Raw genomic sequence first — 23,606 nt, 5'->3', positions numbered from 1 at the left:
GGACAGGAGCGGGGGCCAGCCCCCGCACCCCCGGGATATTTTCAGCAAGAGGAAGAGGGGGCGTCGGTTCGTGGTTTGAGACTTTGCGGGTCATAGGCGGGTTCGGCAAGGACTGTTGCGCGGCGGGGGGTGCCTGCAATGACGACTTCGAGTGCTGTGCCCGGGGTCGTGGCCTCGGGTTTGAGATAGGCGAAGGCGAGGATCTTGTTCACCGTGGGGCCGAAGGCGACCGAGGCAGTGGAGCCGACGACCTTGCCGTTTTGCAGGACAGCTTCGCCGCCATGGCCGTCATGGGTGCCGTCGGGCTCTATCGCGAGGTAGGTGCAGAGCCAGGGTAGGACTTGGTTGAGGGTTTTTTCCTTTCCGAGGTAATCTTTGTCGGTGCGCGCGAAGCGGGTGACATTTGCTTCGGCCAGGGTGACCTCGTTGGTGAGTTCGCCCGCGCCGGGGAAGGCCTTTTCCATGCGGAGTGCATTCATGGCGAAAGAGCCATAATCTGTCAGGCCGTGGGGTTCTCCGGCTGACCAGAGGGCGGCGTAGACGTCAACGAGGGCGGCATTGGGCATGTGGAATTCCCAGCCGAGTTCCCCGGCATAGGACATGCGGAAGGCCCAGACGGTGTGGCCTGCGACGGTGATTTCCCGGGTTGAGAGCCAGCGGAACGAGGCGTTGTCGAGGGGGGTGTCGGTGCATTGCGCGAGGATGTCGCGCGACCGAGGACCGTTGAGGGAGAGGGCAGACCAGTCCGCGGAAAGGGCGGTGATGGTGACGTCTTCTTCGGCACGCTGGTGGTTGAGGTGATCCAGAAGGCGTTGTTCGAAGAAGGCGGCGCAGACGAGGTAGAACTTGTCTTCGGCCATCCGCACAATGGTGGTTTCCAGTTCGATCCGGCCGCGGCGGTTGAGCATATGGGTCAGCGTTATCGAACCGACTTTCTGCGGCATACGGTTGGCGGTGAGGCGGTTGAGCAGGGCATAGGCATCGGGGCCATCGACCATCACTTTGGTAAAAGCGGTGACGTCCATGATGCCCGCCGCCTCGCGCACGGCCTGGCACTCGGCGGCGACCATGTCATGTACCGGTGTGCGTTTGAAGGAATAGTGATCGCGTTGTTCCACGCCGTTGCGGGCAAACCAGCGGGGGCGCTCGAAGCCGTAGTTTTCTTCGTAGACGGCACCTTTGGCTTTGAGGGTCTCGTAAAGCGGAGAGGGTTTCACCGGGCGCCCGGCGAGGCGGTTGAAATGCGGGAAGGGGATTTCGTGGCGCAGGCAGTAATCCTCTTTCGCCTTGATCACCTGCCATTCCGGAGTGGCATAGGCGCCGAAACGGCGCGGGTCATAGTCGCGCATTGAAATGTCGGCGGCGCCATGGACGATCCAGCGGGCCAGTTCGCGGGTGAGACCCGGGCCCCAGCCGATACCAATCTGGGTGCCGCAGCAGCACCAGTAGTTATCGACCCCTGGCGCCGGGCCGATCAGCGGGTTGCCGTCCGGCGGGTGCGAAATGGCACCGTGGACTTCGCGCTGGATGCCCAGTTCGGCGAAGATGGGCATGCGATTCAATGACTCTTCGAGCCACGGCATGACGCGGTCGTAATCTGCCGGGAACAGCCAGTTTTCATAGTCCCACGGGCATTCATCGAGCCAAACGGCGTTTGGTTCGGCCTTTTCATAGATGCCGATCAACCCGCGTTTTTGCTCCATGCGGATGTAGCCCGAGACCTTCTTGTCATCGCGGATCACAGGGAGTTCGCGGTCGAGGTTTTCGAATTCCGGCACCGGTTCGGTGACGAAATAGTGGTGCGTCATCGAGGTCATCGGCAGTTGCAGTCCGGACCAGTCGCCCATCTGGCGGGCGTAGGTGCCGCCGGCGTTGACCACGTGTTCGCAGGTGATGGTGCCTTGATCGGTTTCGACCACCCATTCGTGGCCATGCTTCGCAATGTTGGTGGCGCGGCAATGGCGGATGATCTTAACCCCCTTGGCGCGGGCGCCTACGGCCATGGCCATGGTCACGCCTGAAGGGTCGACATGGCCGTCATCAGGGGTGTGCAGCGCGCCGATGACGCCGTCGAGATTGTAGAACGGGTGTAGCTTGGCGATCTCCTCGGGACCGACGAGGTCGATATTGAAACCAAGGGACCGGGCCACGGAAAGGGTGTGGCGGAGCCAGTCCATTTCATCCTCGTCATAAGCCAGGCGGAATGATCCGCAACCGTGCCAGGTGACAAACTGACCGGTCTCTTCCTCAAGCGCGCCGGAATAGAGGCCGATGTTGTAGTCGACGCATTTGCCAAGGCTGAAGCTCGAGGTCGAATGGGTGATCTGCCCCGCCGCGTGCCAGGTGGAGCCGGAGGTCAGTTCGGCCTTTTCCAGAAGAACGGTATCCGCTCCCCAACCCTCATGGGCGAGGTGATAGGCGAGGCCGACCCCCATAACGCCGCCGCCGACGATGACAACACGGGCATGGGAAGGGAGGGTTTGCATGGGGGAGGTCCTTTGTGGGCGATGCTTGCCACGCCCTTGCGTGCGCGTCTCGCGGGATCTGGGTTGCGTGCCGATTGAGGGTTGGCCCTGAGTCGTGTTTCCTCTCGACAGGCTAGTCACTCAAATGTACCATCGTCAATCATGAATGGCACAAATGTATCACAATCGATTCTCGACCGGCTGAGTGACGAATGGGGGGCGCTGACCCCCGAGGCGCAGAAGGCGGCACGTTACGTGCTGGAAAACCCGCTGGACGTGGGGGTGTCTACGGTGCGTGAGATTGCCCAAGCCGCGCAGGTCAAACCAAACACGGTGGTGCGCATGGCGCGGCAGGTGGGGTTTGACGGCTATGACGATTTCCGCGCACCGTTTCGCGAGGCGATCCGAGCGGGCCAAGCGAGCTTCCCTGACAGAGCCAGGTGGTTGCAGAGCATTGGCCGCGAGGGTGCGCTGGGTGGACTTTATGCCGACATGGTGGGCGCGGCCATTCGAAACATCGAAGAGACCTTTGCCGCGATCACTGCAGAGGAGTTGAAGGCGGCGGCGGAAACGATCTGGGGATCGCGAAATGTCTATGTGCTGGGTGTGGGGGTGAACAACTCGAACGCGCGCAACTTCACCTACCTGGCGTCCACGGGGATGAAGGACTTCCATGCCATCCCGCGCCCCGGTTCGACCCCGGTGGACGATCTGGCTTGGGCCGACGGGCGCGACGTGCTGATCGCGATGACCTGTCAGCCCTATCGCCGCGAGGTGGTCGAGGCGGTCAGGATTGCGAAGGAACAGGGCATCCGCGTGGTGGCCATTTCCGACAGCCCGGCCAGCCCGATCATTTTGGGCGCCGACCATGGGTTTGTCGTCGCCGCGGATACGCCGCAGTTCTTTCCCAGCTCGGTCTCAACCATTGCCGTACTCGAAACCCTGCTGAGTTTCGTGATTGCTGTGGCAAGCGATGAAATCGTGGCGCGGGTGGAGCGGTTCCACAAGCGCCGCCATGATCTGGGCATCTACGAGGAGGACGGGAGATGAACGCACCGCTGACCCATTCTTTGGACGCGAAATACTATACCGACCCGGAGATTTACGAGGCCGAGATGCAGGGGCTCATGATGCGGACATGGCAGTTTGCCCTGCATGTCAGCCAGATCGCAAGTGCGGGTGATTATCAGGCCTTTGAAATCGCCGGGCAAAGCCTGTTTGCCATTCGCGGGCGCGACGAGGTGGTGCGCGTGTTCTACAATGTGTGTCAGCACCGCGCACACGAGATGGTCGAGGGCTCCGGCAACACGCGTGTGGTAGTCTGCCCTTATCACCAATGGACTTACGAGTTGACCGGGGGGCTGCGGGCCGGACCAAATATCAAATCTGTGCCGGGATTCGACCGCGAAAAGATCTGCCTGACCGAAGTGCGCTGCGAAGATTTCCACGGTTTCCTTTTCGTCAATCTGGATGACGATGCGGCACCGATGGACGAGTGGTACCCGGGCGTTCGCGACGAGATTGCCGAATACGTGCCGCATTTGGATGTGTTAGCGCCGTTGGAATGGGTGGAATGCCCGGAAAAATGCAACTGGAAAGTCTCGGTCGAAAACTACTCGGAATGCTATCACTGTCCCAGCAATCACCCGACCTTTGCCGAAGGGGTGATCAAACCCGAAACTTATGACATTCAGCCAGACAATACGGGGGGGTATGTTCTGCGCCATGTTACCGAATGCCAATCGCTCGACAAGATGACTTATCCAATCGACGTCAACATCCCTCATGGCGGCGATTATAAAAGCTGGTTCCTGTGGCCGATGTTTTCGTTCCAATGCTATCCGGGCAATGTGCTGAACACCTATCACTGGCGCGTGGATGACGTGGAAAAGTGCACGGTTTGGCGTGGCTGGTACACCGAGGGTGGTGAAGAGAGCGAGGTGATCCGCGGGCTGGCGGTGCAGGATCGTGAGACCACCGTTGAAGAGGATATCCGGCTGGTGGAATCGGTACAGCGCGGATTGAAATCGAAGGGCTATGTGCCGGGACCTCTGGTTCTGGATCCCGGTTGCGGGGTGATGTCGGAGCACTCGATCGCCAAGTTGCAGCAATGGATGCGCGAGGCGGTCGAGGGGTGAGCGGGCAAAATTCTTGGTAGCGTGAGGAGGAGCGATGGGCGAGATTTCTGGCCGGTGTCTGTGTGGAGAGGTGCGCTATGTCGCGCGGACAGAACCGAAATGGACGGCGCTCTGCCATTGCGAAAGCTGCCGGCGGTCGGCTTCGGCCCCGGTGGTGGCATGGATGGGGTTTGCGCCCGAGGATGTTGCCTGGAGCGGGGAGAGGAAGTTTTATCGCTCGTCCGAGATTGCGACGCGCGGGTTCTGCCCGACCTGTGGCACACAGATGAGTTTTGAAAGCACACGCTGGCCGGGGGAAATTCATCTCTATGGTGTGTCGCGCGATGATCCCGAGAATTACGTGCCGCAATTGCATTGCCATCATGGAGAGCATTTGGAGTGGCTGAACGTCGTGGACGATCTGCCACGCCATGAACGGACGGCTGGGGAGTGAGCCCATGTTGATGCCCGAGGAATGGCGGCCTGAGCACAAGCTTTTTCCGCATCAGGTCGGTTTCACCTGTCCGCCGTTCGATTATGACGCAGCACCCAGCGATTTCCTGCGGATGGCACCGGAAAGCGTGGGGGTTCATGGCTGGATGTTGCACGTGCCCGATTACGTGCACGGGTTGGATCAGCGGAAACAGAATTTCGGCATGATGGAGGATTTCGTTCACGTCTGCGCCCGCAACGGCGTGGATGTGGCTGGGCAGGTGGGGTCGAACTGGGTTCATGCCAGTGGGTTGGGCGTGGAGGGTATTCGGGCCCATTGCGAGAGGTTGAGTGACCAATACGGTGTGGTGTTTCACATGGCGGGCTATGCCATGGTCGAAGCGTTGCAAGCGATGAATGTCGAAAAGGTTGCGCTTAATGCTGCCTATCACTGGCCGGAATGGTGGAAGGGGACGGCTGGGTTCCTGAGTGAGGCCGGGTTTGATGTGATCTGGGCGGGTAATTTTCACGATCAGGGATGGTTTGACAGTCAGGAGGCGGTGAATGACTGCCGCTGGGTGTTTGACGGTGATCTGGCGGTGAAATCATTTGATTACGTGGCAGAACAGGCGCCTGAAGCGGATGCCTACCTGATCAACGGCATGTGCAATTTTCGTACCGGACCGGATGGTCGGCCACAAAGACCGGTGCATCTGACCCGAAAGCTGGAACAGCGGTTGGGCAAGCCGGTGATCGGCCATGACACGGCACTTTACTGGCGGATATTCAAGTCGCTTGGCATCGGGCCGGTTGGGTCACAGGGTCGGTTGTTGTCGTCATTGCAGCAGGATGGTGCGCAGTGAATGCGCAGCCCAGGGGAGGAGCCTATGCACAAGATTGTTGCGCTTTGGGCGGTGCCGAGGTCGACCTCGACCGCATTTGAATGGATGATGCGGCAGAGGGGTGATCTGGACTGCCTGCATGAACCTTTTGGTGAGGCGTGGTACCAGGGTGAAGCCCCGTTGTGGCACCGGTTTCAGCCCGGAGAGGTGACGACGCCGGGGCTGACTTTGGACAGCGTGTGGAAGGACATCCGGTCACGGGCTGACAACTGTCCGGTCTTTCTCAAGGATTTTCCGCATTACGTCAGCCACATGTGGGATGCGGAGTTCCTGTCGCATTTCAACCATGCTTTCCTGATCCGCGACCCGGCCAAGACGGTTACCTCGATGTATGACAAGTGGCCGGATTTCCACGAGGGTGAGGTGGGATTCCCCGAACAACGGGCGCTGTTCGACCTGCTTTGGGCGCTGGCCGGCAGCCCGCCGCCGGTGATCGACAGTGATGATCTTTTGGAACGCCCGCACCAGATGGTCGAGGCATTTTGCAGCGCCGTGGGTATCCCCTTCATTGAGGATGCACTGAGCTGGGAACCGGGCGGCGATCCGTCGGCGCATAGCTGGTGGGATGGCGGGTCGTTTCACGCCAATCTGGCAAGGTCCACCGGGTTGAGCCCGCAGGACCGGCGCTATATCGAGATCGAGGACCAGTCGCCCCGGGTGCAACAGGTGTACCGCCGGATGAAACCGCATTACGATCGACTCTATCAGCACCGTATCGTCTTGTGAGGTCCGATGACCGAATACGCGCTCTACTATCACCCGATTCCGTTTCGCGGTCATTTCATCCGATATGTTCTGGCTTATGTGGGCGTTGACTGGGAAGAGCCGGGACATGACGAGGTGCTGCGTCTGAAGGCGCTGCCTGTGCAGGATCAGCCTTATCCGTTTATGGCGCCTCCGATGTTGCATCACCGCATCGAGGACGTCTGGCTGGCGCAATTGCCGGCAATCCTGACCTATCTCGGCAAAACCCACCTGCTGATGCCTGCCCTGCCCGAGGGTGAGGCGCAGGTTCAAAAGGTGATTGCCGATTGCAATGATGTGTTGGAAGAGATCACCTGTGACTGCGGTGCCCGGATGTGGAACGCCGAAAGCTGGGCCAGTTTTCACAACAACAGGTTGCCGCGTTGGCTGGAGGTATTCGAGGCCACGGCGCGGGCGCACCGGATGGATCGAAAGGGCGTGTTCCTGCTGGGGACGAGCGAACCGTCGCTGGCGGATCTGGCAACGGCTGCCTTGTGGCACACGATTTGCGACAAGATGCCCGAACTGGATGCGGTGGTGCGCGCCCATGCGCCAGAAATACATGCCCTGTCATATCAGATTGCCGATCTGGCACGGATTCGTGAGATGCGGGCCCGGTTAGATGCGCTTTGGGGCAACGCCTACTGCGGCGGTGAGATCGAGGTCTCGCTGCGTGAAATGTTGAAAAGGGAAGATGACACATGAGCACATTCGACGAAGACCTATTCCTGAAAGGGCTGGAACAGCGCAAGGGGACCCTGGGGGCGGAATATGTCGAGAAGAACCTGGCCGCAGCCGATGAGTTCACGCGGCCCTTCCAGGAGGCGATGACGGCGTGGTGCTGGGGATTTGGCTGGGGTGATGACGTGATCGAACCCAAGACCCGCTCGATGATGAACCTTGCCATGATCGGAGCTTTGGGCAAGATGCACGAGTGGGAGATTCACTGCCGCGGGGCGCTTAACAACGGGGTCTCCAAGGAGGAAATCCGCGCCATCGTTCATGTCGTGGCAATCTATTGCGGGGTGCCGCAGGGGTTGGAATGCTTTCGGGTGGCGCGCAAGGTGCTGGAAGAGACAGGACAGTTGTAGTGCGTCATCAGCCGGTGCCGTTCTGGCTGCTTACTTGATTCATGTGTTGTGTATTCTGAGCCTCGTGTTGCCGGTTTTCCGCTTGGGGACGGAAGAGGATTTTGCTAACCGTGAGCGGTCTTACCGGGAGAAACCAGATGGCCGAGTCGAGCTTTCTCAGTGATATCCTTCGGCGCGTGTCGGTGGCACCGTGGCGCGACAGCAGCCGCGAAGCCGATTTGGCCAGCATGTGCCATGAGTTACTGAGCGAACGTAGCGAGGCCTCGGGGTTGATTTTGGCACGTGAAATTCTCGATCGCTATGAAATCTCGGATGACGCGGCCAAGGTGACGTTTTTCGAGGCGCTGGCGCGGAGTTTCGGCGTGGATCGCGAAGCGCTGACCACGGCGGTGGCCGATTGGGAACATGCGTCCGAAGATGGTGTGGTGGATGCCGCGCGGCGGCTGCATTTCGCAGCCGAGCCGCAGACCCAGGAGTTGATCCGTGTGCTGAACCGGGTGCCGGGGGCAACGGCGCAGCTGGTCCGGATGCGGGCCGATCTGCTGGCGATTTTACCGGATCGTCCCGATTTGCGCGGGCTCGACACCGATTTCCGACATCTGTTTTCCAGCTGGTTCAACCGTGGCTTTCTCGAAATGCAGCGGATCGGATGGTCGACGCCGGCGTCGGTTTTGGAGAAGGTCATCGCCTACGAGGCCGTGCACGAGATTGCCGGTTGGGATGACCTGCGTCAGCGAGTGGGAGATCCCGACCGCAAGCTATTTGGTTTTTTCCATCCCGCGATGCCGGGCGAGCCGCTGATTTTCGTCGAGGTTGCCCTGATGGTGAAGATCCCAGGCGCGATCCATGACATCATCAACCCCGAGCGCGAGATGATCGCACCCGAAGACGCCAAGGTGGCCGTGTTTTATTCGATCTCGAACTGCCAGAAGGGGCTGCGTGGAATTTCCTTCGGCAATTTCCTGATCAAACAGGTGGTAGCCGATATTGCCCAGGAATTGCCTGGGTTCGATACTTTCGTAACGCTGTCGCCGGTGCCGGGGCTGCGCCGCTATGCAGAAAGCGCCGAAGAGGGTGATCCGGTGCTTGAGGGATTCGAACTGCCGCAAGAGGGCGGGCCTGCGCCTGATGCGGCACGGAAACTGGCAGCGAAATACCTGACCCAGGCCAAACGCAAGGGTGGTACGGCCTACGACCCGGTGGCGCATTTCCACCTGTCGAACGGGGCGGAGTTCCACGATGCACATGGTGCCGCCGACCTGTCGGATACGGGACAAAGCAATTCGTGGGGAGTCATGGTGAATTACCTTTATGATCCAGCGAAGACCGAAACCAATCACCACGCCTATGCCAATGACGGCGTGGTCGCGATGTCATCCAAGATGCGCAGCCTGGCGCGCAAGTGAGGGGAACACAGATGTATCAGGGGAACTATCTGGGCGAGGCGATTTCGAAGGCATCCGATGGGCGCGGGGATGCGCTGTTTCTGGAGCACGGTCTGACGGGGCAAAAGATCACCTATGATGAGTTCTGGGCCGGGGCCGAAAAGATGGCAGCGTTGCTTGTCCAGGTGGGGTTGCAGCCGGGCGACCGGGTGGCGGTGCAGGCCGACAAGACCGTGGCGATGCTGGAGCTTTATGTGGGTACAGTGCTGGCGGGGGGCGTTTTCCTGCCCTTGAACACAGCCTATACTCCGGCCGAGATTGAGTATTTCCTGACCGATGCTGCGCCCCGTGTGTTTGTCTGCGACCCGTCGCGGTTCGGGGCGATGGAACCAATTGCGGCGCGTGCCGGTGTGACCAAAGTGTTGACTTTGGCGGCGGACGAGAGCGGCACGCTGATTACAGCGCAAGAGACGATCCCGGCGGGCTTTGTTGCCGTGCCGCGTGACGCCGACGATCTGGCCGCGATCCTTTACACGTCGGGCACCACCGGGCGCTCGAAGGGTGCGATGCTGACTCACAAGGCGCTGGCGTCGAACTCGGAAACCCTGCGCGACTACTGGCAATTCACCCGCGATGACGTGCTGATCCATGCGCTGCCGATCTTTCACACTCACGGGCTGTTCGTGGCGACCAACGTGACATTGATGGCGGGCTCGTCCTGCCTGTTCCTGCCGGGGTTCAAGGCCGACAAGGTGATCGAGCTGATGCCGAGCGCCACGGCCCTAATGGGGGTGCCGACGTTCTATACCCGCCTGCTGGATCAGCCCGTGCTGGCCGATGTGTCCAAGGGGATGCGTTTGTTCGTGTCCGGCTCTGCGCCGCTCTTGGCGGAAACCCACGAGCGCTGGAGCGCCGTGACCGGTCACGCAATCCTTGAACGCTATGGCATGACCGAAACCAACATGAACACCTCGAATCCCTATGACGGCGAACGTCGTCCGGGCACCGTAGGCTTCCCGTTGCCGGGGGTGGAGTTGAAAATCTGCGATCCGTCCACTGGCGAGGCGCTGGAGCAGGGCGAGATTGGCGTGATCGAAGTGCGCGGACCGAACGTGTTTGCCGGTTACTGGCAGATGCCCGAGAAGACGGCCGAAGAGTTGCGCGAAAACGGCTGGTTCATTACCGGGGATTTGGGCCAGATCGATGATGACGGCTATGTCCATATTGTCGGGCGCGGCAAGGACTTGATCATTTCAGGCGGGTTCAACGTCTATCCGAAAGAGATCGAAGGGGTGATCGATGATCTGCCGGGCGTGAACGAAAGCGCCGTGATCGGTGTGCCGCATCCCGATTTCGGTGAAGGTGTGGTGGCCGTGGTGGTGCCCGAGAAGGGGGCATCTGTTGCGGCCGAGGATGTGATGGCGGGGATCGGCGACAAGCTGGCCAAGTTCAAGCAGCCCAAACAGGTGGTGATCCTGGACGAGTTGCCGCGCAACACCATGGGCAAGGTGCAGAAGAACGTGTTGCGCGACGAGTACGCGGGGTTGTTGAGCTGAGGCGGGCAAGCCGTTTGTGATGTGTCCCGGACGCGCATTCGAATGCGCGTGGAAACCGGTTTCGAAACCGGTTGCAAGGCCGTTCGAACGGCCTTGTCACGCATTTTTCAAAATGCGTATCAAGCGGCTTCGAAGCCGCTTTTCCCCCGTCTCACGCGCCACTTCCTGATCGGCGCGGTGCGGGCGCGCAGGCGTCTGAGCTGCCAGCCCTGTGCCGTGGCCTCATGCGCGGGCTCCATCTGCCAGCGGCTTTCCACCCCCGCGGCGCCGCCCGAACCGGGTGTCAGGATCAGGCCCAGCGGCGCATGCGCCCCCTCGCGCGCACCGGTTTCCGCCGCCAGGTGCAGCCGCCGCACCGGGGTCAGGCCCGGCGGTTCGGGCAGGTCAGCCACCACCAGTGGTACCAGCCCGCTGCGCAAGGACTCCTCCATGCACCACAGGATGTCGATGGGACGCTCGGGGGTGATGAAGGTGAAACGCCCCGGTTCGGCAAACCGGGCAAGCCCGTCGGGGTGCAGCCGGGCCGGTTCCCATTTCGGCGCGATCCAGAACACCGGCCCCGCCATCCGCCCCGCGACCCAGACGGCAAAGCTGCGCCGGGCCGCGCCGCAGCCCTCGTGCAGCCGGGCGAGCGGCAGGGTGATGTCGGGAGCCAGCGACAGAACGGGTCCGGTTCTGTGCTGGCGGCGTGACAGGGGGGCGGAAGCCAGGGCGGTCATCTGGTAAGGATAGTATGTTCTTGATTTGTTCTCAATTCGAAAATAAGAAACCCCGCAACATGTCTCCGCCATGACGCAGGGCAATCGGGGCTATGCCCGGGTTGTGTCAGCTGTCCTTGAGATAATCCTTGTAGGGTCGCGCCTTGCGCCCTCTGTACTTCACGGTCAGTTCGAGTTGCGTGTCGTTTTCATCGTAGACGCCCAGGACAACACCGCGTTTGCGCGACTTGGTGCGCATCTCGACCAATTGCGACTCGCTGCGTGTGGTGCGCTGCGATTGGCGGCGGGTCCATTCGAACAGCCGCGCATACATGGCGTCGATCACCTCTTCATGCTCGGCGCTAAGGCCCAGGTCGTTCAGTTCATCCGGGTCGCTTTCCTTGTCGAACAGCATCGGGCGATGGCCGCCTTCGAAATGAATGAGCTTCCAGCGCTTGTCGGCCACCATGAACATCACCGCGTCGCGCACCGACAGGTCGGCCAGATGCGCCACCGGCGTGGCCGAGAAATCGTATTCGCAGATTACATAGTCGCGTTCGGTCGCGCTGCGCTCCCCGTGCAGGATCGGCATCAGGCTTTCACCTTCCAGGATGTGGCCCGCCGGTTCGCCGCCGGCAACCTCAAGGAAGGTCGGCACAAGGTCGATGCTTTCCACCAGCGTATCGCAGACCGTGCCGCGGGTGGCATCGGCCGCTTCGCTGGGATCATAGATTATCAGCGGGATGCGGATCGAGGCATCGTGGAAAAAGGTCTTTTCCCCCATCCAGTGATCGCCCAGGAAATCGCCATGGTCCGAGGTCAGAACGATCATCGTGTCCTCAATCCGCCCGGTGTCCTCCAGCCATTGAAACAGGCGGCCCATCTGGTCGTCGGCCTGCTTGATCAGGCCCATATAGGCCGGAATCACCGCCTCGCGCACGTCCTGACGCGAGAATGCCTCGCCGATCTTGGTGTCCATGAAGGCCTTGAAAATCGGGTGTGCGCTCTGGCGTTCGCTATCGCTGCGCACTACCGGCTGCACGTCTTCCGGGCCGTACATGCTGGCATAGGGCTCGGGCACGATATAGGGCCAGTGCGGTTTGATATAGCTGAGATGCATGCACCACGGACCGTCCTGGTCTGCCATGAAATCCATGCCGCGCCCGGTCAGGTAGGGGGTCTCGCTGTGCTCTTCGGCGATATTCGCGGGTTCGATCGAATTTTTCAGGAACCAGCCGGATTGCACGTTACCGTCGTCATCAAGGCCTGAATTGGCAAAGTCGTGCCACGGGTTGTCGCTCTCGTAGCCCTTTTCCTTGAGCCATTTGTTGTATTCCTTTGCGCCATCCGGATCATAGGGCCCATCCGGTCCTTCGGGCAGCAGCCCGTCATCGCGCTCATACACATCGAAGCCGCATTCGGACACCCGTGCCCCGATAATCGAATCCGGCTCGAGCCCCAACCGGGCCATGCCCTCCACATCGGCGCGCATATGGGTTTTGCCCACCAGATAGCACCCCATTCCGGCCTTGCGCAGATGGTCGCCCATGGTCATCTCTCCCACCTTGAGAGGGATGCCGTTCCAGCTGGCCCCATGGGAATGCACGTAGCGTCCGGTGTAAAAGCTCATCCGCGACGATCCGCAGATCGGAGACTGGATAAAGGCGCGATCGAACCTCACCCCCATTGAGGCTAGTCGGTCGATATTGGGGGTCGACAGGGTCTTGTGACCATAGCAGCTCAGGTAATCCCACCGCAGTTGGTCGAACATGATGAACAGGATGTTCTTGGCTTTTTTCACCCGTGTGCTCCCTTTCGTCGGCCCGCCCCCCGCTTGCCGACACACCTTTTGGGTGGAGGTGGACTGACGGGTAATCGGAAAACCTGTGCAGAGGTTCTTGCGTTGTGAAGTATCCGTGTGGGCGGGCAAAAGGCAAACTTGTTTTGTCGATTTTGGGTCGATTTGCCATTGGGTTGTTACGCGTGCTGCCCCCGCGTTCGCCCCAGTTGCTCCCCGGTGTGGTTCCTCGATCGCAACAAGGCGCCGGGGATTGCGGTGTTCTGAACCAAATCGCTGGATCGTTGCCGAGACTCAAGTGCCGGTCTCGATCCGTGGTATCCGTTGTCAATTGTCGGGGCTGTCGGCGTGGTTGCGATGCTTGGATTTCTTGCCGGAGGTGTACCGCAAGCGTGCCGGTCCGCACGGTGTAGAAGGTCTCGTCTTGGCCCGATCGGACCCTTCTGAGAAACGCGTCATTTGTCATGAGGCCAATTGCCGGGCCGGTTCCGGTACGGGTGTTTTTTGTTCCTCCCCCTCGCGAAGCAATGGCCGAAAGCCGCAGATTGCTGTCGCGTTGGGTATCAAACTGCAAATTTCATTCAAGCCGTGAGGGCGCTGCTGTGGAATCCCTTTCAAGCAAACTCAGTGCGCACTTGGTTGCACTGACGCCGTTTGATTGGCCTGTGACACTATCCACGATATGGGCAGCTGCCTGCAAACCGATGCTCTTGGCCGGAATCCGGATCGTCGAAAGCGACGGCTCGATTTCGCCTGAGCCCTTGAAATCACCAATACCCATGATCGACAGATCCTGCGGAATTTTCAGCCCAAGGTGTTTGGCGGCATAGATCACGCCCTGGGCGATGATGTCGTTGCCGCACAGAATGGCGGTCGGGCGCCGTGGTTGATCCAGTAATGACATGCAGGCGCGTTTGGCGTCCGCAATGCTGTAAGGTGCCTCCAGTCTCCAGTTTTGCGGGATCTCGATCCCATTACTGTCCAATTCCTCGAGTGTGCCCTGTAATCGGTCATGCGCGCGGTCATTGCCCGTCGGATTCGGAAAGATAAGGCCAACATCCTTGTGGCCCAGATCAAGCAGGTGACGCGCCGCCAAGCGGCCAGCCTCGGCGTTTTCCACGCCGACGCAGGACACCCGCGCATCAGCTGCGTAGTTCCAGATTGCCACTGTCGGCACACCTTGTTGCTCGATCAGGGCGTAGGCGGCGTCGGAATGCTCAAGGCCTATAAAGGCCAACCCGTCGACACGATGTTCCATCAGTTTTCGCAGCATCAGATACTCGCGTTCAAGATCGAACCCGTGCGATGCGATCAGCATGGTAAAGCCGCGCCGGTCGAGCTCGTCCGAGAAGGATTGGATCAGTTCGGCAAAGATGGCGTTGTCGATCGTGGGCACCACGAGACCGATAGTGCCGCTGCGTTTGCCATGCATCACCTGCGCCGCGCGATTGCGGATGTAGCCCAGTTTCTGAACCGCGCGGTCGATCCGCTTCCGAGTCGCCGGTTTGACCAGATCGGGATGGTTGAAGCTGCGCGATACCGTAGAAATCGAGACCCTTGCCGCCTTTGCGACATCGATGATATCGGGCTTATCTTTATGATTTAAAGACATAAAACATGGCTTTCCCAGGGTTTAAATGAAAACGTTTGCAAAACTATTTTCATTTTCTAGGCTGTTATGTCAACGCGTAGAAACGAACAGGGTGGCGGTTTGGAATTCATTTATTACTTCGGGGACGTGTTCACGCCGGTTTCCTTTGCCTTGCTTCTGTTTGGTACAATCGGCGGCCTGATCCTGGGCGCCACTCCGGGCTTGTCGCCAACCATGGCTGTTGCTCTTTTGATCCCCTTCACATTCCACCTTCAGCCGGTTCAGGGTCTGATCCTTCTGGGCGCGGCCTATACCTCGACCGTGGCCGGGGGGGCGGTAAGTGCGATCCTGCTGAAGATTCCCGGTGCCCCGGCAAACATCGCCACCACGCTCGATGGTCACACCATGGCAAAACAGGGCAAGGGGACACGCGCCTTGCAACTGAGCTTCCTGGCCTCGGCGGTCGGGGGCATTTTTGGTGTGCTGCTGCTGATTTTCCTGACCCCTGTTCTGGCGAAATGGGCGCTTGCCTTCGGGCCGAGCCATCTGTTCTGGCTGGCGATCCTCGGGGTGACAGTGATCGGCTCGCTCGACAGCGAGTCGGTGGTCAAGGGATTGTTGTCGGGCTGTATCGGGCTGTGGCTCGCGACCATTGGGTTCGACGACATCATGGGCGCGCAGCGCTTCATTTTCCATCCGGCGCTGGGGGGTGGGATCAACATCATCGCGGCGTTGATCGGACTGTTTGCCATTCCGCAAGTGCTGACCATGTTCGCCAAGGGGCGCAAGAGCACCAATGCCGAGGTGATTGAAGTCGAGAAACACGCCATCGGCGATGCGGCGCGCGAAATCATGCGTCGCCCAAGGGCGCTTGGGATCGGTACCATTACCGGCTCGATCATCGGGCTGATCCCGGGCGTGGGGGGGCAGATTGCCGGTCTTGTTGCCTATGACCAGGCCAAGAAATTCAGCCCCGAACGCGACAAATTCGGCAAAGGTCACAGCGAAGGGGTGATCGCCGCCGAAAGCGCCAACAACGCCATGGTGGGCCCATCTCTGGTGCCGCTGCTGACCCTATCGATCCCCGGCTCACCCACCGCTGCTGTGTTGCTGGGTGGGCTGTTGATCCATGGGATTTTCCCGGGCACGGACCTTTTTGACAACCACCCGGACGTGGCCTGGACCTTCATCAACTCGATGCTGATCGGTCAGGTCCTGATGTGCATCTTTGGACTGTATGTCGCGGGATTGGCGGCCCGGGTTGCGCAGGTGCCGCAAAGCGTGATGGCGGCGGTGGTCCTTGGGCTGGCGGTGTTTGGCAGCTATTCGGTCCAGTCCAGCATGGGCGATGTCTATGTCATGGCCACCCTGGGCGTGATGATGTATTTCCTTGAGCGCTTCGGCTTTTCGGCAGCGCCGCTGGTTCTGGGCCTGATCCTTGGCCCGATTGCCGAGGCAAACTTCATCCAAGGTTCCATGATCGCCAACGCCACCGACGGTATGGGTACGTATTTTATTTCCGGCGTGCTCAACATCGTTTTGATCGCTGCAGTGATCGCCTCGATTGCCTATTCCGTATGGATGGAGCTGCGCAGCCGTCGCTACATCTCGAAAGAGGAGATCATGGCATGAGTGATCACAGCCTCCCCCGTTTTCAGCACTGTCTTGCTTCGGGGGTGATTGCCGCCGTCGGGATCTGGGTGGCCTATATCAGCTATACTCAGCAACCGTCCGAGGCCTTCCTGTTCCCGCGCCTGATATCGACCGTTTTCGTGGTACTGGCGCTCTGGACCTTCGTCAAGGCGGTGATGGGCTGGACCAAGGTTGGTCATGGCCTTTCAGGGCGCGATCTAACCTGGCTGGCACCGGGGCTGATCGTGGCGCTGATCTATATCTTCTGGGCTGCCAAAGCGTTGGGCTTTTACACAGCTGGCACCATCGCGTTCTTCATCCTGCTCAGCTTCTATGACCCGGCCTCGCATCACCGGGCCAAGACCTGGATCAAGCGGGTGATCATCACCGCCGGGTTCCTGGTGGTGATGTATGGCCTCTTTGCCAAGCTGTTGAAGGTCTACACACCCCGCGAAATCTTTTTCTGAGGAAAGACCGCCGCAGCAAGCGGCATCCAAGAAACTAAAGGGAGGACTAAACATGAGAAAACTACTGGCAGGCGCCGCAATGGCGCTGATGGCCCTGACCGGCGGCGCAGCCGTCGCAGGGGATTACCCGGACCGTCCGGTGATGCTGATGGTCAGCTATGGTGCGGGCGGGGCAACCGACTTCCAGGCGCGGATCGTGACCATGACCGCTGGCAACGAAGATGCGCTTGGCATGCCGATTGCCATCATCAACAAGCCCGGCGCAGGTGGCCGTGTCGGATGGAACTGGTTTGCAACCCAGGCCGAGGCCGATGGCTATACAATGGGCGCCTACAACATCCCGCATTTCATCGCCCAGTCGATCAAGGGCGGTGTGCAATACTCGGCCGACAGCTTCGAGCCGATCGCCAACTGGGGCGCTGACCCGGCGGTGTTCGTCGTGGCCAAGGACAGCCCGATGAACTCGATGGCCGACGTGGTGGCCTATGCCAAGGAAAACCCCGGCAAGCTGACTTTCTCGGGTGCCGGCCTGTTCGTGGGACACCACATCGCGGCGTTGCAGCTTGAAAAGGCGGCAGGCGTGAAAATGGCATATATCCCGACCAAGGGTGGCGGTGCGGCGGCAATGAAGGCCGTGATCGCCGGTGAAGTTATCGGTGGCGTCAATAACCTCAGCGATGCGTTCCGTGCCCGTGAGGCAGGCAACGTCAAGATCCTTGGCGTTTTTGACCTAGAGCGCAACGACTTCATGCCGGACGTGCCAACCCTCAAGGAACAAGGGTTCGAGGTGGACAATGCCTCGGTCAACTTTCGCGGCATCATGGTGCCCAAAGGCACCCCGCAAGATGTGATCGACAAGCTGGCCGCCACCGTGCCAGAAATGTTCAAGAACGGTCGCGTTGCCAAAAAAATGAAAGCCGGTGGTTCGCCGATGCACATCATGACCCGTGACGAGGTCAAGGCGATGTGGGCCGCGCGTGAAGAAACCCTCAAGGAACTGCTTGCAGGTCTCTGAACCCCAAGCCATAGGCCGGGGCAGACCTGCCCCGGTCAACTTCAACCAAGGAACATCGCGATGAACGCACATGATGACATTGCCCAGGTCGAAGCGATCGTGGCCCGTGCCCGGGTGGCGCAGAAGGTTTTTGAAACCGACGCCACGCAAGAGCACTACGACCGCGCGGCCGACGCTGCGGCCTGGGCCATCATGGAGCCGTCCCGCAACCGGGCGCTGGCCGAACTGGCGGTTGAGACCACCGGACTGGGCAACGTGCCCGATAAGATTACCAAAAACCACCGCAAGACGCTGGGTCTGATGCGCGATATCAAGGGTGTAAGAACCCAAGGGATCATCAGTGACGACGCGGCAACCGGCATAACCGAGATTGCCCGTCCTGTTGGCGTTGTCGGCGCGGTGGTGCCGTCGACCAACCCGGCGGCAACACCCGCCAACAACATCATCAATGCGCTTAAATGCGGCAATGCCGTCGTCGTGGCCCCCTCACCCAAGGGTGTGGCCAGTTGCGAGTTGCTGTTGCAATACATTTACACCGAATTCGACAAGGTCGGGTTGGATCACGATCTTGTTCAGATGATCCCGGCGCCGGGATCCAAGGCCAAGACACAGGCCATGATGGAGCTTTCGGATCGGGTGGTATGCACCGGATCACAAAACAACGTAGTCCGGGCCCAGACCTGTGGCACGCCCGCAGTGGCGGTGGGTGCAGGCAATGTCACTGTAATTGTCGATGAAACCGCCGATTTGCCGGCGGCGGCGGCAAAGATCACCGCCTCCAAGACCTTTGACAACGCCACATCCTGTTCCTCGGAAAACTCTATGATCGTGGTTGATGCGGTCTATGACGATTTCGTCGCCGCGCTGGCCAAGGAGGGTGGCGCGCTGGTGCGGGACGAGACTGCGATCGTGGCCAAGCTCTGGCCCGACGGCCATCTCAACCGGTCGGTGATCGCGCAGGATGCGGACAAGATGATCGCCGCGTTGGGTATGACCGGTGACGTGCCCGAGGACACCAAGTTCCTGGCGGTGGAAACGGATGGCATAGGTGCCGAACACCCCCTGTCCGGTGAAAAGCTGAGCCGTGTCGCCGCGCTGTACCGCGCCCGTGACTATGACGAGGCGCAAGCCATCGCAGAACGTATCCTGACCTTTCAGGGCGCAGGACATTCCATCGGCATCCATACTGCGGACGATGCCCGCGCCGTGGCCCTGGGGGCGGCGATGCCTACCTGCCGGGTGATCGTCAACCAGGCCCATACCTTTGCCACCGGTGGATCCTTCACCAATGGCATGCCGTTTTCGCTGTCGATGGGATGCGGTAGCTGGGGCGGCAATGCCATCGACGACAATCTGCATTGGAAGCATTTTCTGCAGACCACCAAAGTCATCCGTGAAATCCCCGCGAACGAACCTGCTGTCGACGACATTTTCGCCGATTACTGGGCGGATGCCGGCAAATGACGGTTGACACCCACAAGCCACCGCAAGGCACGGTGCGCGACTGGGTTGACCTCCGCGCCGACCAGTGCCCCGACCGGGTCGCGTACCTTTTTTTTGATGGCGTTGAGCCGCTGCGTTGGGAAGAGTTGCGCAACAGGGCCCGAGTTTTGGCCGGACAGTTGACTGCACAAGGAGCACAAAAGGGAGAAAGCGTCGCGATCCTGCATCCCAATGGGCGTGAAGCGATCGAATGGCTCTATGCCACGCTATATGGTGGGTTTCGCGCCACCGTGATCAACCTTGTGGCCGGGGATGACGCGATTTCCTACGCGCTGGAGCACAGCGAGGCGCGGTTTGCGCTGGTGGGGCCCGCGCAACAGGAGATGTTCGATCGGGTGTGCCCGGATGGGCTGACCCGGCTGCCTGTGAGTGGGCAGGCAGACGAGATCAAGCTGCATCCGCTGGCGGCCGATGACGATGCCCTGCTGATGTACACCTCGGGCACGACCGGCCGCCCGAAGGGCGTGGTTCATTCTCATGCCAGCCTCCTTGCAGGGGGGTGGACCCCGGCAGTCGCCCATGAGCTGACCTCTGAGGACTGCGGGTTCTGCGTTCTGCCGATCTACCACATCAACGGGTTATGCGTGACAGTGATGAGCACGCTGATCACCGGCGGCACCCTGGCCGTGGCCGAGAAATTCTCGGCCAGCCGGTTCTGGGATCAATGCGAAGAAGCGCAGGCCACGTGGTTCTCGGTGGTGCCCACGATTATCTCGCATTTGCTGCATTCCGATCTGTCACCCAGCCCCGAAACCCGCGCCCGCCTGCGCTTTGGCCGCTCGGCTTCGTCAGCATTGGCCCCTGATGTTCAAACTGCTTTCGAAACGCGTTTCGAGGTTCCCATCGTTGAAACCATGGGGCTGACGGAAACCGCGGCGCAGATTCTGTCGAATCCGCTGCCACCGGGCGTGCGCAAGATTGGCTCGCCTGGTCGTGCCTATGGCAACGAAGCCTGTATCCTGTCACCCGACCTCATACCGCTCCCGCCCTATACCCAGGGTGAAATCGCGGTGCGCGGCCCCAACGTGATGCGCGAATATCTCAAGAATCCCGAAGCCACGCGCGGCACCTTCGCCCCGGAAGGGTGGCTCAGGACCGGCGATCTGGGTCATGTGGATGAGGACGGCTATTTCTTTGTTACCGGTCGTTTGAAGGAACTGATCATTAAGGGCGGCGAAAACATTGCGCCGCGCGAGATCGACGAGGCGCTGTATTCTCATCCCGATGTGATCGAGGCCGCTGCGTTTGCCCGGCCCTGTGCCTCTTATGGCGAACGGGTTGAGGCCGCGGTGAAATTGCGGAACGGATCTGATCTGACGCCGCAACAACTCATCGAGATATGCGTTGCCAAGGTGGGGGCATTCAAATCGCCAGATACGGTGTTTGTTCTGGAAGACCTGCCAAAAGGGCCGTCCGGGAAAATCCAAAGGATCAAACTGCCTGACGTGACGCGATAGCGCATCCGGCACCCAGGTAGTGGGTGGCCTACCCCGGTGATGCCGTCTCGTAGGGCCTCATCGTCGGTACATGATGGTTTCATGGGCACATGTCTGCCCGGTTGGCGCCAATTTCCTTTGACTTTCCAGCACCGCTTGCCTTCCCTGATTGGGTCAAACCACGAGGCGCGGTCGGAATGCCCATCCCATGAGAAACACTCTGCCATCCCTGACACTGTTGCATTCTTTCGAGGTGGTCGCCCGGCATCAGAGCTTTACCCGTGCCGCCGAGGAGCTGTGCCTGACCCAAAGCGCGGTCAGCCGTCAAATCAAGTCATTGGAAGAGGCGCTGGGCCGCCCACTGTTTCGTCGTAAGCACCGCGCCATCGAACTCACCATCGCCGGGCGGCAGCTTTTTGCCTCGGTCAGCGCGGGCCTTGATGAAATCAACGCCTGCGTCGCCCGCCTGCGCAACGAAGGCGACACACCGCAGATCACCGTCGCTGCTTCGGTAGCGTTTTCTTACTACTGGCTGATGCCGCGGCTGGAACGGTTCGGCGCACGCTTCCCGGATATCGACTTGCGGGTGCTGGCCACCGACCAGATGGTCGACCCGCGCAAGGACGATGTTGATGTTGCCGTGCTTTATGGTGAGAACAATTGGCAAGGGGTCGAGGTCCAGCATCTCTTTGGCGAGCGGGTCTATCCGGTCTGCAGCCCCGGTTTCATGACCGACCACCCCGAGCTGGTGCGGGCCTCGGACCTTCTGGATCAGACGCTGGTGCATCTTGATGGCGGCGGCAATATCTGGGGGGCGGTCGACTGGCGCGCATGGCTCAGACATCAGGGTGTCACGGTGCCGCCGGTGCGTCGTGGCATCAGGCTCAATTCCTACCCGATGGTTCTGCAGGCTGCGGAGGCCGGGCGCGGGGTGGCACTGGGTTGGTCCTATGTCACCGATCCGATGGTTGAAAAGGGTCGCTTGGTCTGCCCGGTTGGAGAGCCTCTGGAAACCCGTAATTCCTATTACATAGGCGCATCTTCGAATCGCATGACTGACCCATCAGTTGCCGGGTTCATGCAGTGGATCAAGGATGAAATCGGCGAGAATCTAAGTTTTCCATGACCTCAGGGAATGCCATGCATTCGAAATGATCGTTTGAACAGCGAATGGTTTTCTCGCCAAATGTCGCGCATGAGACCGCTACGAAAGTCACGCCGATGACGTCCCAGGAAGCACGCCGTTCGTCCCGCCGCAGCCGGGGTAAATCCGTTGCCGCTCCGCCACCTCCGGTCCTGCCTGGAATGGTTGGCGGCCATTACCGCCCGATGAGCGATGCCGAAATGATCCGCATCCATGAGCTGGTGCTGCAACTGCTGGCCGATCTTGGCCTTTCCCAGGTCACGCCCAGCCTCGAAGCCCGCGCCGTCGCCGCAGGCTGTCACGTGGACCCGGACGGACGTTTGCGCTTCCCTCGCGCTTTGGTCGAGGATGTCATCGCCAACACGCGGCGCAAGTTTGTCCTGCATGGCATTGACCCGACCCATGACATCGAGGTCGGAGGCCGCCGCGTGCACGCAGGCACAGGCGGCGCTGCCCCGACGATCATGGATTTCGAGACCGGCAAATACCGCGAAAGCACGGTGGCCGACCTTTATGACGTGGCGCGTCTTGTCGATAAGCTCGACAATATCCATTGGTATCACCGCTCGGTTGTGGCGCGCGATGCCCAAAACACGCTCGATCTCGATATCAACACTACATATGCCTGCCTTTCGGGCACATCGAAATCCATCGCCGTCAGCTATACGGACGCCGACAGCGTCCGTGCAGTGATGCCGATGCTCGACGCGGTGGCCGGGGGCGAGGGCAATTTCCGCACCCGTCCATTCTGCACTGCGGTCTGCTGCCACGTGGTCCCGCCGATGCGCTTTGCCACGGAAAGCTGCGACGCGCTGGAGGCCGCGGTCGAGGCTGGAATGCCCATTCTCCTGGTTGCCGCAGGTCAAGCCGGGGCCACCGCGCCCGCCGCCCTTGCCGGAGCCGTGGCGCAGGCCTGCGCCGAGGTTCTGGCCGGGCTGGTCCTGTGCAACATCATAGACCCCAATTGCCGGGCGATCTTTGCCGCCTGGCCTTTTGTATCTGACCTTCGCACCGGGGCGATGTCGGGCGGCTCGGGCGAACAGGCACTTCTCTCGGCGGCCTGCGCCCAGATGGCCGGGTTCTATGACCTGCCCAACTCGGTGCCCGCAGGCATGACCGATAGTAAGCTGCCCGACAAACAGGCGGGTGGCGAAAAGGGCTATACCGTTGCGCTGGCCGCCCATGCCGGGGCCTCGATGATCCACGAATGCGCGGGCATGCAGGGCTCGCTCATGGGCACCAATTTCGAGGCCTACGTGATGGACAACGACTTGCTGGGCGCGATCCTGCGCACTGTGCGTGGGGTCGAGGTGACTGAAGACGCGCTATCCTTTGACGTGATCCGCGACGTGGTCATGGGCGAAGGGCATTACCTCGGCCATCCCCAGACCTTCAACCGGATGAAATCCGACTACGTCTATCCGGAAATCGCTTGCCGGCTGTCGATCAGCGAATGGGAAGAAGCCGGCGCGCCGGACGCCAGGGACGTGGCCCGCGACAAGGTCCGCCGTATCCTGGCTGATCACTACCCCTCTCATATCGCACCGGAAACCGATCGGGTCTTGCGCGACAATTACAACATCATCCTGCCCGCCACCCGGATGCGCCGCGGCAACGGCACTTGGTAAGG

General features: G+C 60.4%; 20 protein-coding genes. 16 read left to right on the top strand and 4 right to left on the bottom strand.

All coding sequences use genetic code 11. The annotated features are described in order from the left end of the window. Nucleotides 1-41 precede the first annotated feature (41 nt). On the bottom strand, nt 42-2,486 hold the full coding sequence (locus tag RXV86_RS07470) for an FAD-dependent oxidoreductase (RefSeq protein WP_316298816.1): 2,445 nt from the start codon (nt 2,484-2,486) through the stop codon (nt 42-44). Nucleotides 2,487-2,627: 141 nt separating this feature from the next. Here RXV86_RS07470 and RXV86_RS07465 point away from each other — a divergent pair, with 141 nt between their 5' ends. The 9 genes from RXV86_RS07465 (at nt 2,628) to RXV86_RS07425 (ending at nt 10,692) form a co-directional block, all read left to right on the top strand. Then, nucleotides 2,628-3,515 (top strand): MurR/RpiR family transcriptional regulator, encoded by an 888-nt coding sequence (locus RXV86_RS07465; protein WP_316298814.1) that lies wholly within the window; start codon nt 2,628-2,630, stop codon nt 3,513-3,515. Continuing rightward, the gene (locus tag RXV86_RS07460; RefSeq protein ID WP_316298813.1) at nt 3,512-4,603 is read left to right on the top strand and encodes an aromatic ring-hydroxylating dioxygenase subunit alpha; all 1,092 of its coding nucleotides are present in this window, start codon (nt 3,512-3,514) and stop codon (nt 4,601-4,603) included. The genes RXV86_RS07465 and RXV86_RS07460 overlap by 4 nt, the downstream gene beginning before the upstream one ends. A gap of 34 nt (nt 4,604-4,637) precedes the next feature. Beyond that, complete coding sequence (locus RXV86_RS07455; RefSeq protein WP_316298811.1) at nt 4,638-5,036, top strand: GFA family protein; 399 nt, start codon at nt 4,638-4,640, stop codon at nt 5,034-5,036. A 4-nt stretch (nt 5,037-5,040) separates the two neighbouring features. Continuing rightward, on the top strand, nt 5,041-5,877 hold the full coding sequence (locus tag RXV86_RS07450) for a hypothetical protein (RefSeq protein WP_316298810.1): 837 nt from the start codon (nt 5,041-5,043) through the stop codon (nt 5,875-5,877). A 24-nt stretch (nt 5,878-5,901) separates the two neighbouring features. Next, nucleotides 5,902-6,642 (top strand): sulfotransferase family protein, encoded by a 741-nt coding sequence (locus RXV86_RS07445; RefSeq protein ID WP_316298809.1) that lies wholly within the window; start codon nt 5,902-5,904, stop codon nt 6,640-6,642. 6 nt (nt 6,643-6,648) lie between these two features. After that, complete coding sequence (locus RXV86_RS07440; RefSeq protein WP_316298808.1) at nt 6,649-7,365, top strand: glutathione S-transferase family protein; 717 nt, start codon at nt 6,649-6,651, stop codon at nt 7,363-7,365. Then, the gene (locus RXV86_RS07435; protein WP_316298806.1) at nt 7,362-7,751 is read left to right on the top strand and encodes a carboxymuconolactone decarboxylase family protein; all 390 of its coding nucleotides are present in this window, start codon (nt 7,362-7,364) and stop codon (nt 7,749-7,751) included. Before RXV86_RS07440 ends, RXV86_RS07435 begins: the two co-directional genes overlap by 4 nt. A gap of 137 nt (nt 7,752-7,888) precedes the next feature. Further along, complete coding sequence (locus RXV86_RS07430; protein WP_316298804.1) at nt 7,889-9,157, top strand: malonyl-CoA decarboxylase; 1,269 nt, start codon at nt 7,889-7,891, stop codon at nt 9,155-9,157. Between the two features lie 11 nt (nt 9,158-9,168). Further along, nucleotides 9,169-10,692, top strand: a complete 1,524-nt coding sequence (locus tag RXV86_RS07425; RefSeq protein ID WP_316298803.1) for a malonyl-CoA synthase — start codon at nt 9,169-9,171, stop codon at nt 10,690-10,692. A 119-nt stretch (nt 10,693-10,811) separates the two neighbouring features. Here RXV86_RS07425 and RXV86_RS07420 read toward each other — a convergent pair whose 3' ends face one another. From RXV86_RS07420 to RXV86_RS07410, 3 genes are all read right to left on the bottom strand, one after another. Next, nucleotides 10,812-11,411 (bottom strand): hypothetical protein, encoded by a 600-nt coding sequence (locus tag RXV86_RS07420; protein WP_316298802.1) that lies wholly within the window; start codon nt 11,409-11,411, stop codon nt 10,812-10,814. Between the two features lie 106 nt (nt 11,412-11,517). Beyond that, nucleotides 11,518-13,191, bottom strand: a complete 1,674-nt coding sequence (locus RXV86_RS07415; RefSeq protein WP_316298801.1) for a sulfatase-like hydrolase/transferase — start codon at nt 13,189-13,191, stop codon at nt 11,518-11,520. Nucleotides 13,192-13,765: 574 nt separating this feature from the next. Continuing rightward, entirely contained in the window at nt 13,766-14,800 is a 1,035-nt protein-coding gene (locus RXV86_RS07410; protein ID WP_316298799.1) for a LacI family DNA-binding transcriptional regulator, read from the bottom strand. A gap of 99 nt (nt 14,801-14,899) precedes the next feature. On the opposite strand from RXV86_RS07410, the gene RXV86_RS07405 reads away from it, so the two are divergent. The 7 genes from RXV86_RS07405 (at nt 14,900) to RXV86_RS07375 (ending at nt 23,604) form a co-directional block, all read left to right on the top strand. Beyond that, nucleotides 14,900-16,411, top strand: coding sequence for a tripartite tricarboxylate transporter permease (locus RXV86_RS07405; RefSeq protein WP_316300200.1), 1,512 nt, complete (start codon nt 14,900-14,902; stop codon nt 16,409-16,411). Then, nucleotides 16,408-16,878, top strand: a complete 471-nt coding sequence (locus tag RXV86_RS07400) for a tripartite tricarboxylate transporter TctB family protein (RefSeq protein WP_316298798.1) — start codon at nt 16,408-16,410, stop codon at nt 16,876-16,878. Before RXV86_RS07405 ends, RXV86_RS07400 begins: the two co-directional genes overlap by 4 nt. 52 nt (nt 16,879-16,930) lie before the next feature. Beyond that, complete coding sequence (locus RXV86_RS07395) at nt 16,931-17,893, top strand: tripartite tricarboxylate transporter substrate binding protein (RefSeq protein WP_316298797.1); 963 nt, start codon at nt 16,931-16,933, stop codon at nt 17,891-17,893. Between the two features lie 60 nt (nt 17,894-17,953). Beyond that, the gene (locus RXV86_RS07390; protein ID WP_316298796.1) at nt 17,954-19,357 is read left to right on the top strand and encodes an aldehyde dehydrogenase family protein; all 1,404 of its coding nucleotides are present in this window, start codon (nt 17,954-17,956) and stop codon (nt 19,355-19,357) included. Further along, a complete protein-coding gene (locus tag RXV86_RS07385; protein WP_316298794.1) occupies nt 19,354-20,853 on the top strand; it encodes an AMP-binding protein in 1,500 nt (499 codons plus the stop codon). The genes RXV86_RS07390 and RXV86_RS07385 overlap by 4 nt, the downstream gene beginning before the upstream one ends. A gap of 187 nt (nt 20,854-21,040) precedes the next feature. Continuing rightward, the gene (gcvA, locus tag RXV86_RS07380; protein ID WP_316298793.1) at nt 21,041-21,958 is read left to right on the top strand and encodes a transcriptional regulator GcvA; all 918 of its coding nucleotides are present in this window, start codon (nt 21,041-21,043) and stop codon (nt 21,956-21,958) included. Between the two features lie 44 nt (nt 21,959-22,002). Then, nucleotides 22,003-23,604, top strand: a complete 1,602-nt coding sequence (locus RXV86_RS07375; protein ID WP_316298791.1) for a trimethylamine methyltransferase family protein — start codon at nt 22,003-22,005, stop codon at nt 23,602-23,604. Nucleotides 23,605-23,606: the final 2 nt, after the last annotated feature.

Source organism: Aliisedimentitalea sp. MJ-SS2, assembly GCF_032586155.1.
In the GTDB taxonomy this organism is placed as follows: domain Bacteria; phylum Pseudomonadota; class Alphaproteobacteria; order Rhodobacterales; family Rhodobacteraceae; genus JAWHTC01.
The sequence above is the reverse complement of the archived record's forward strand: the minus strand, read 5'-3'. Positions and strand labels throughout refer to the sequence as shown.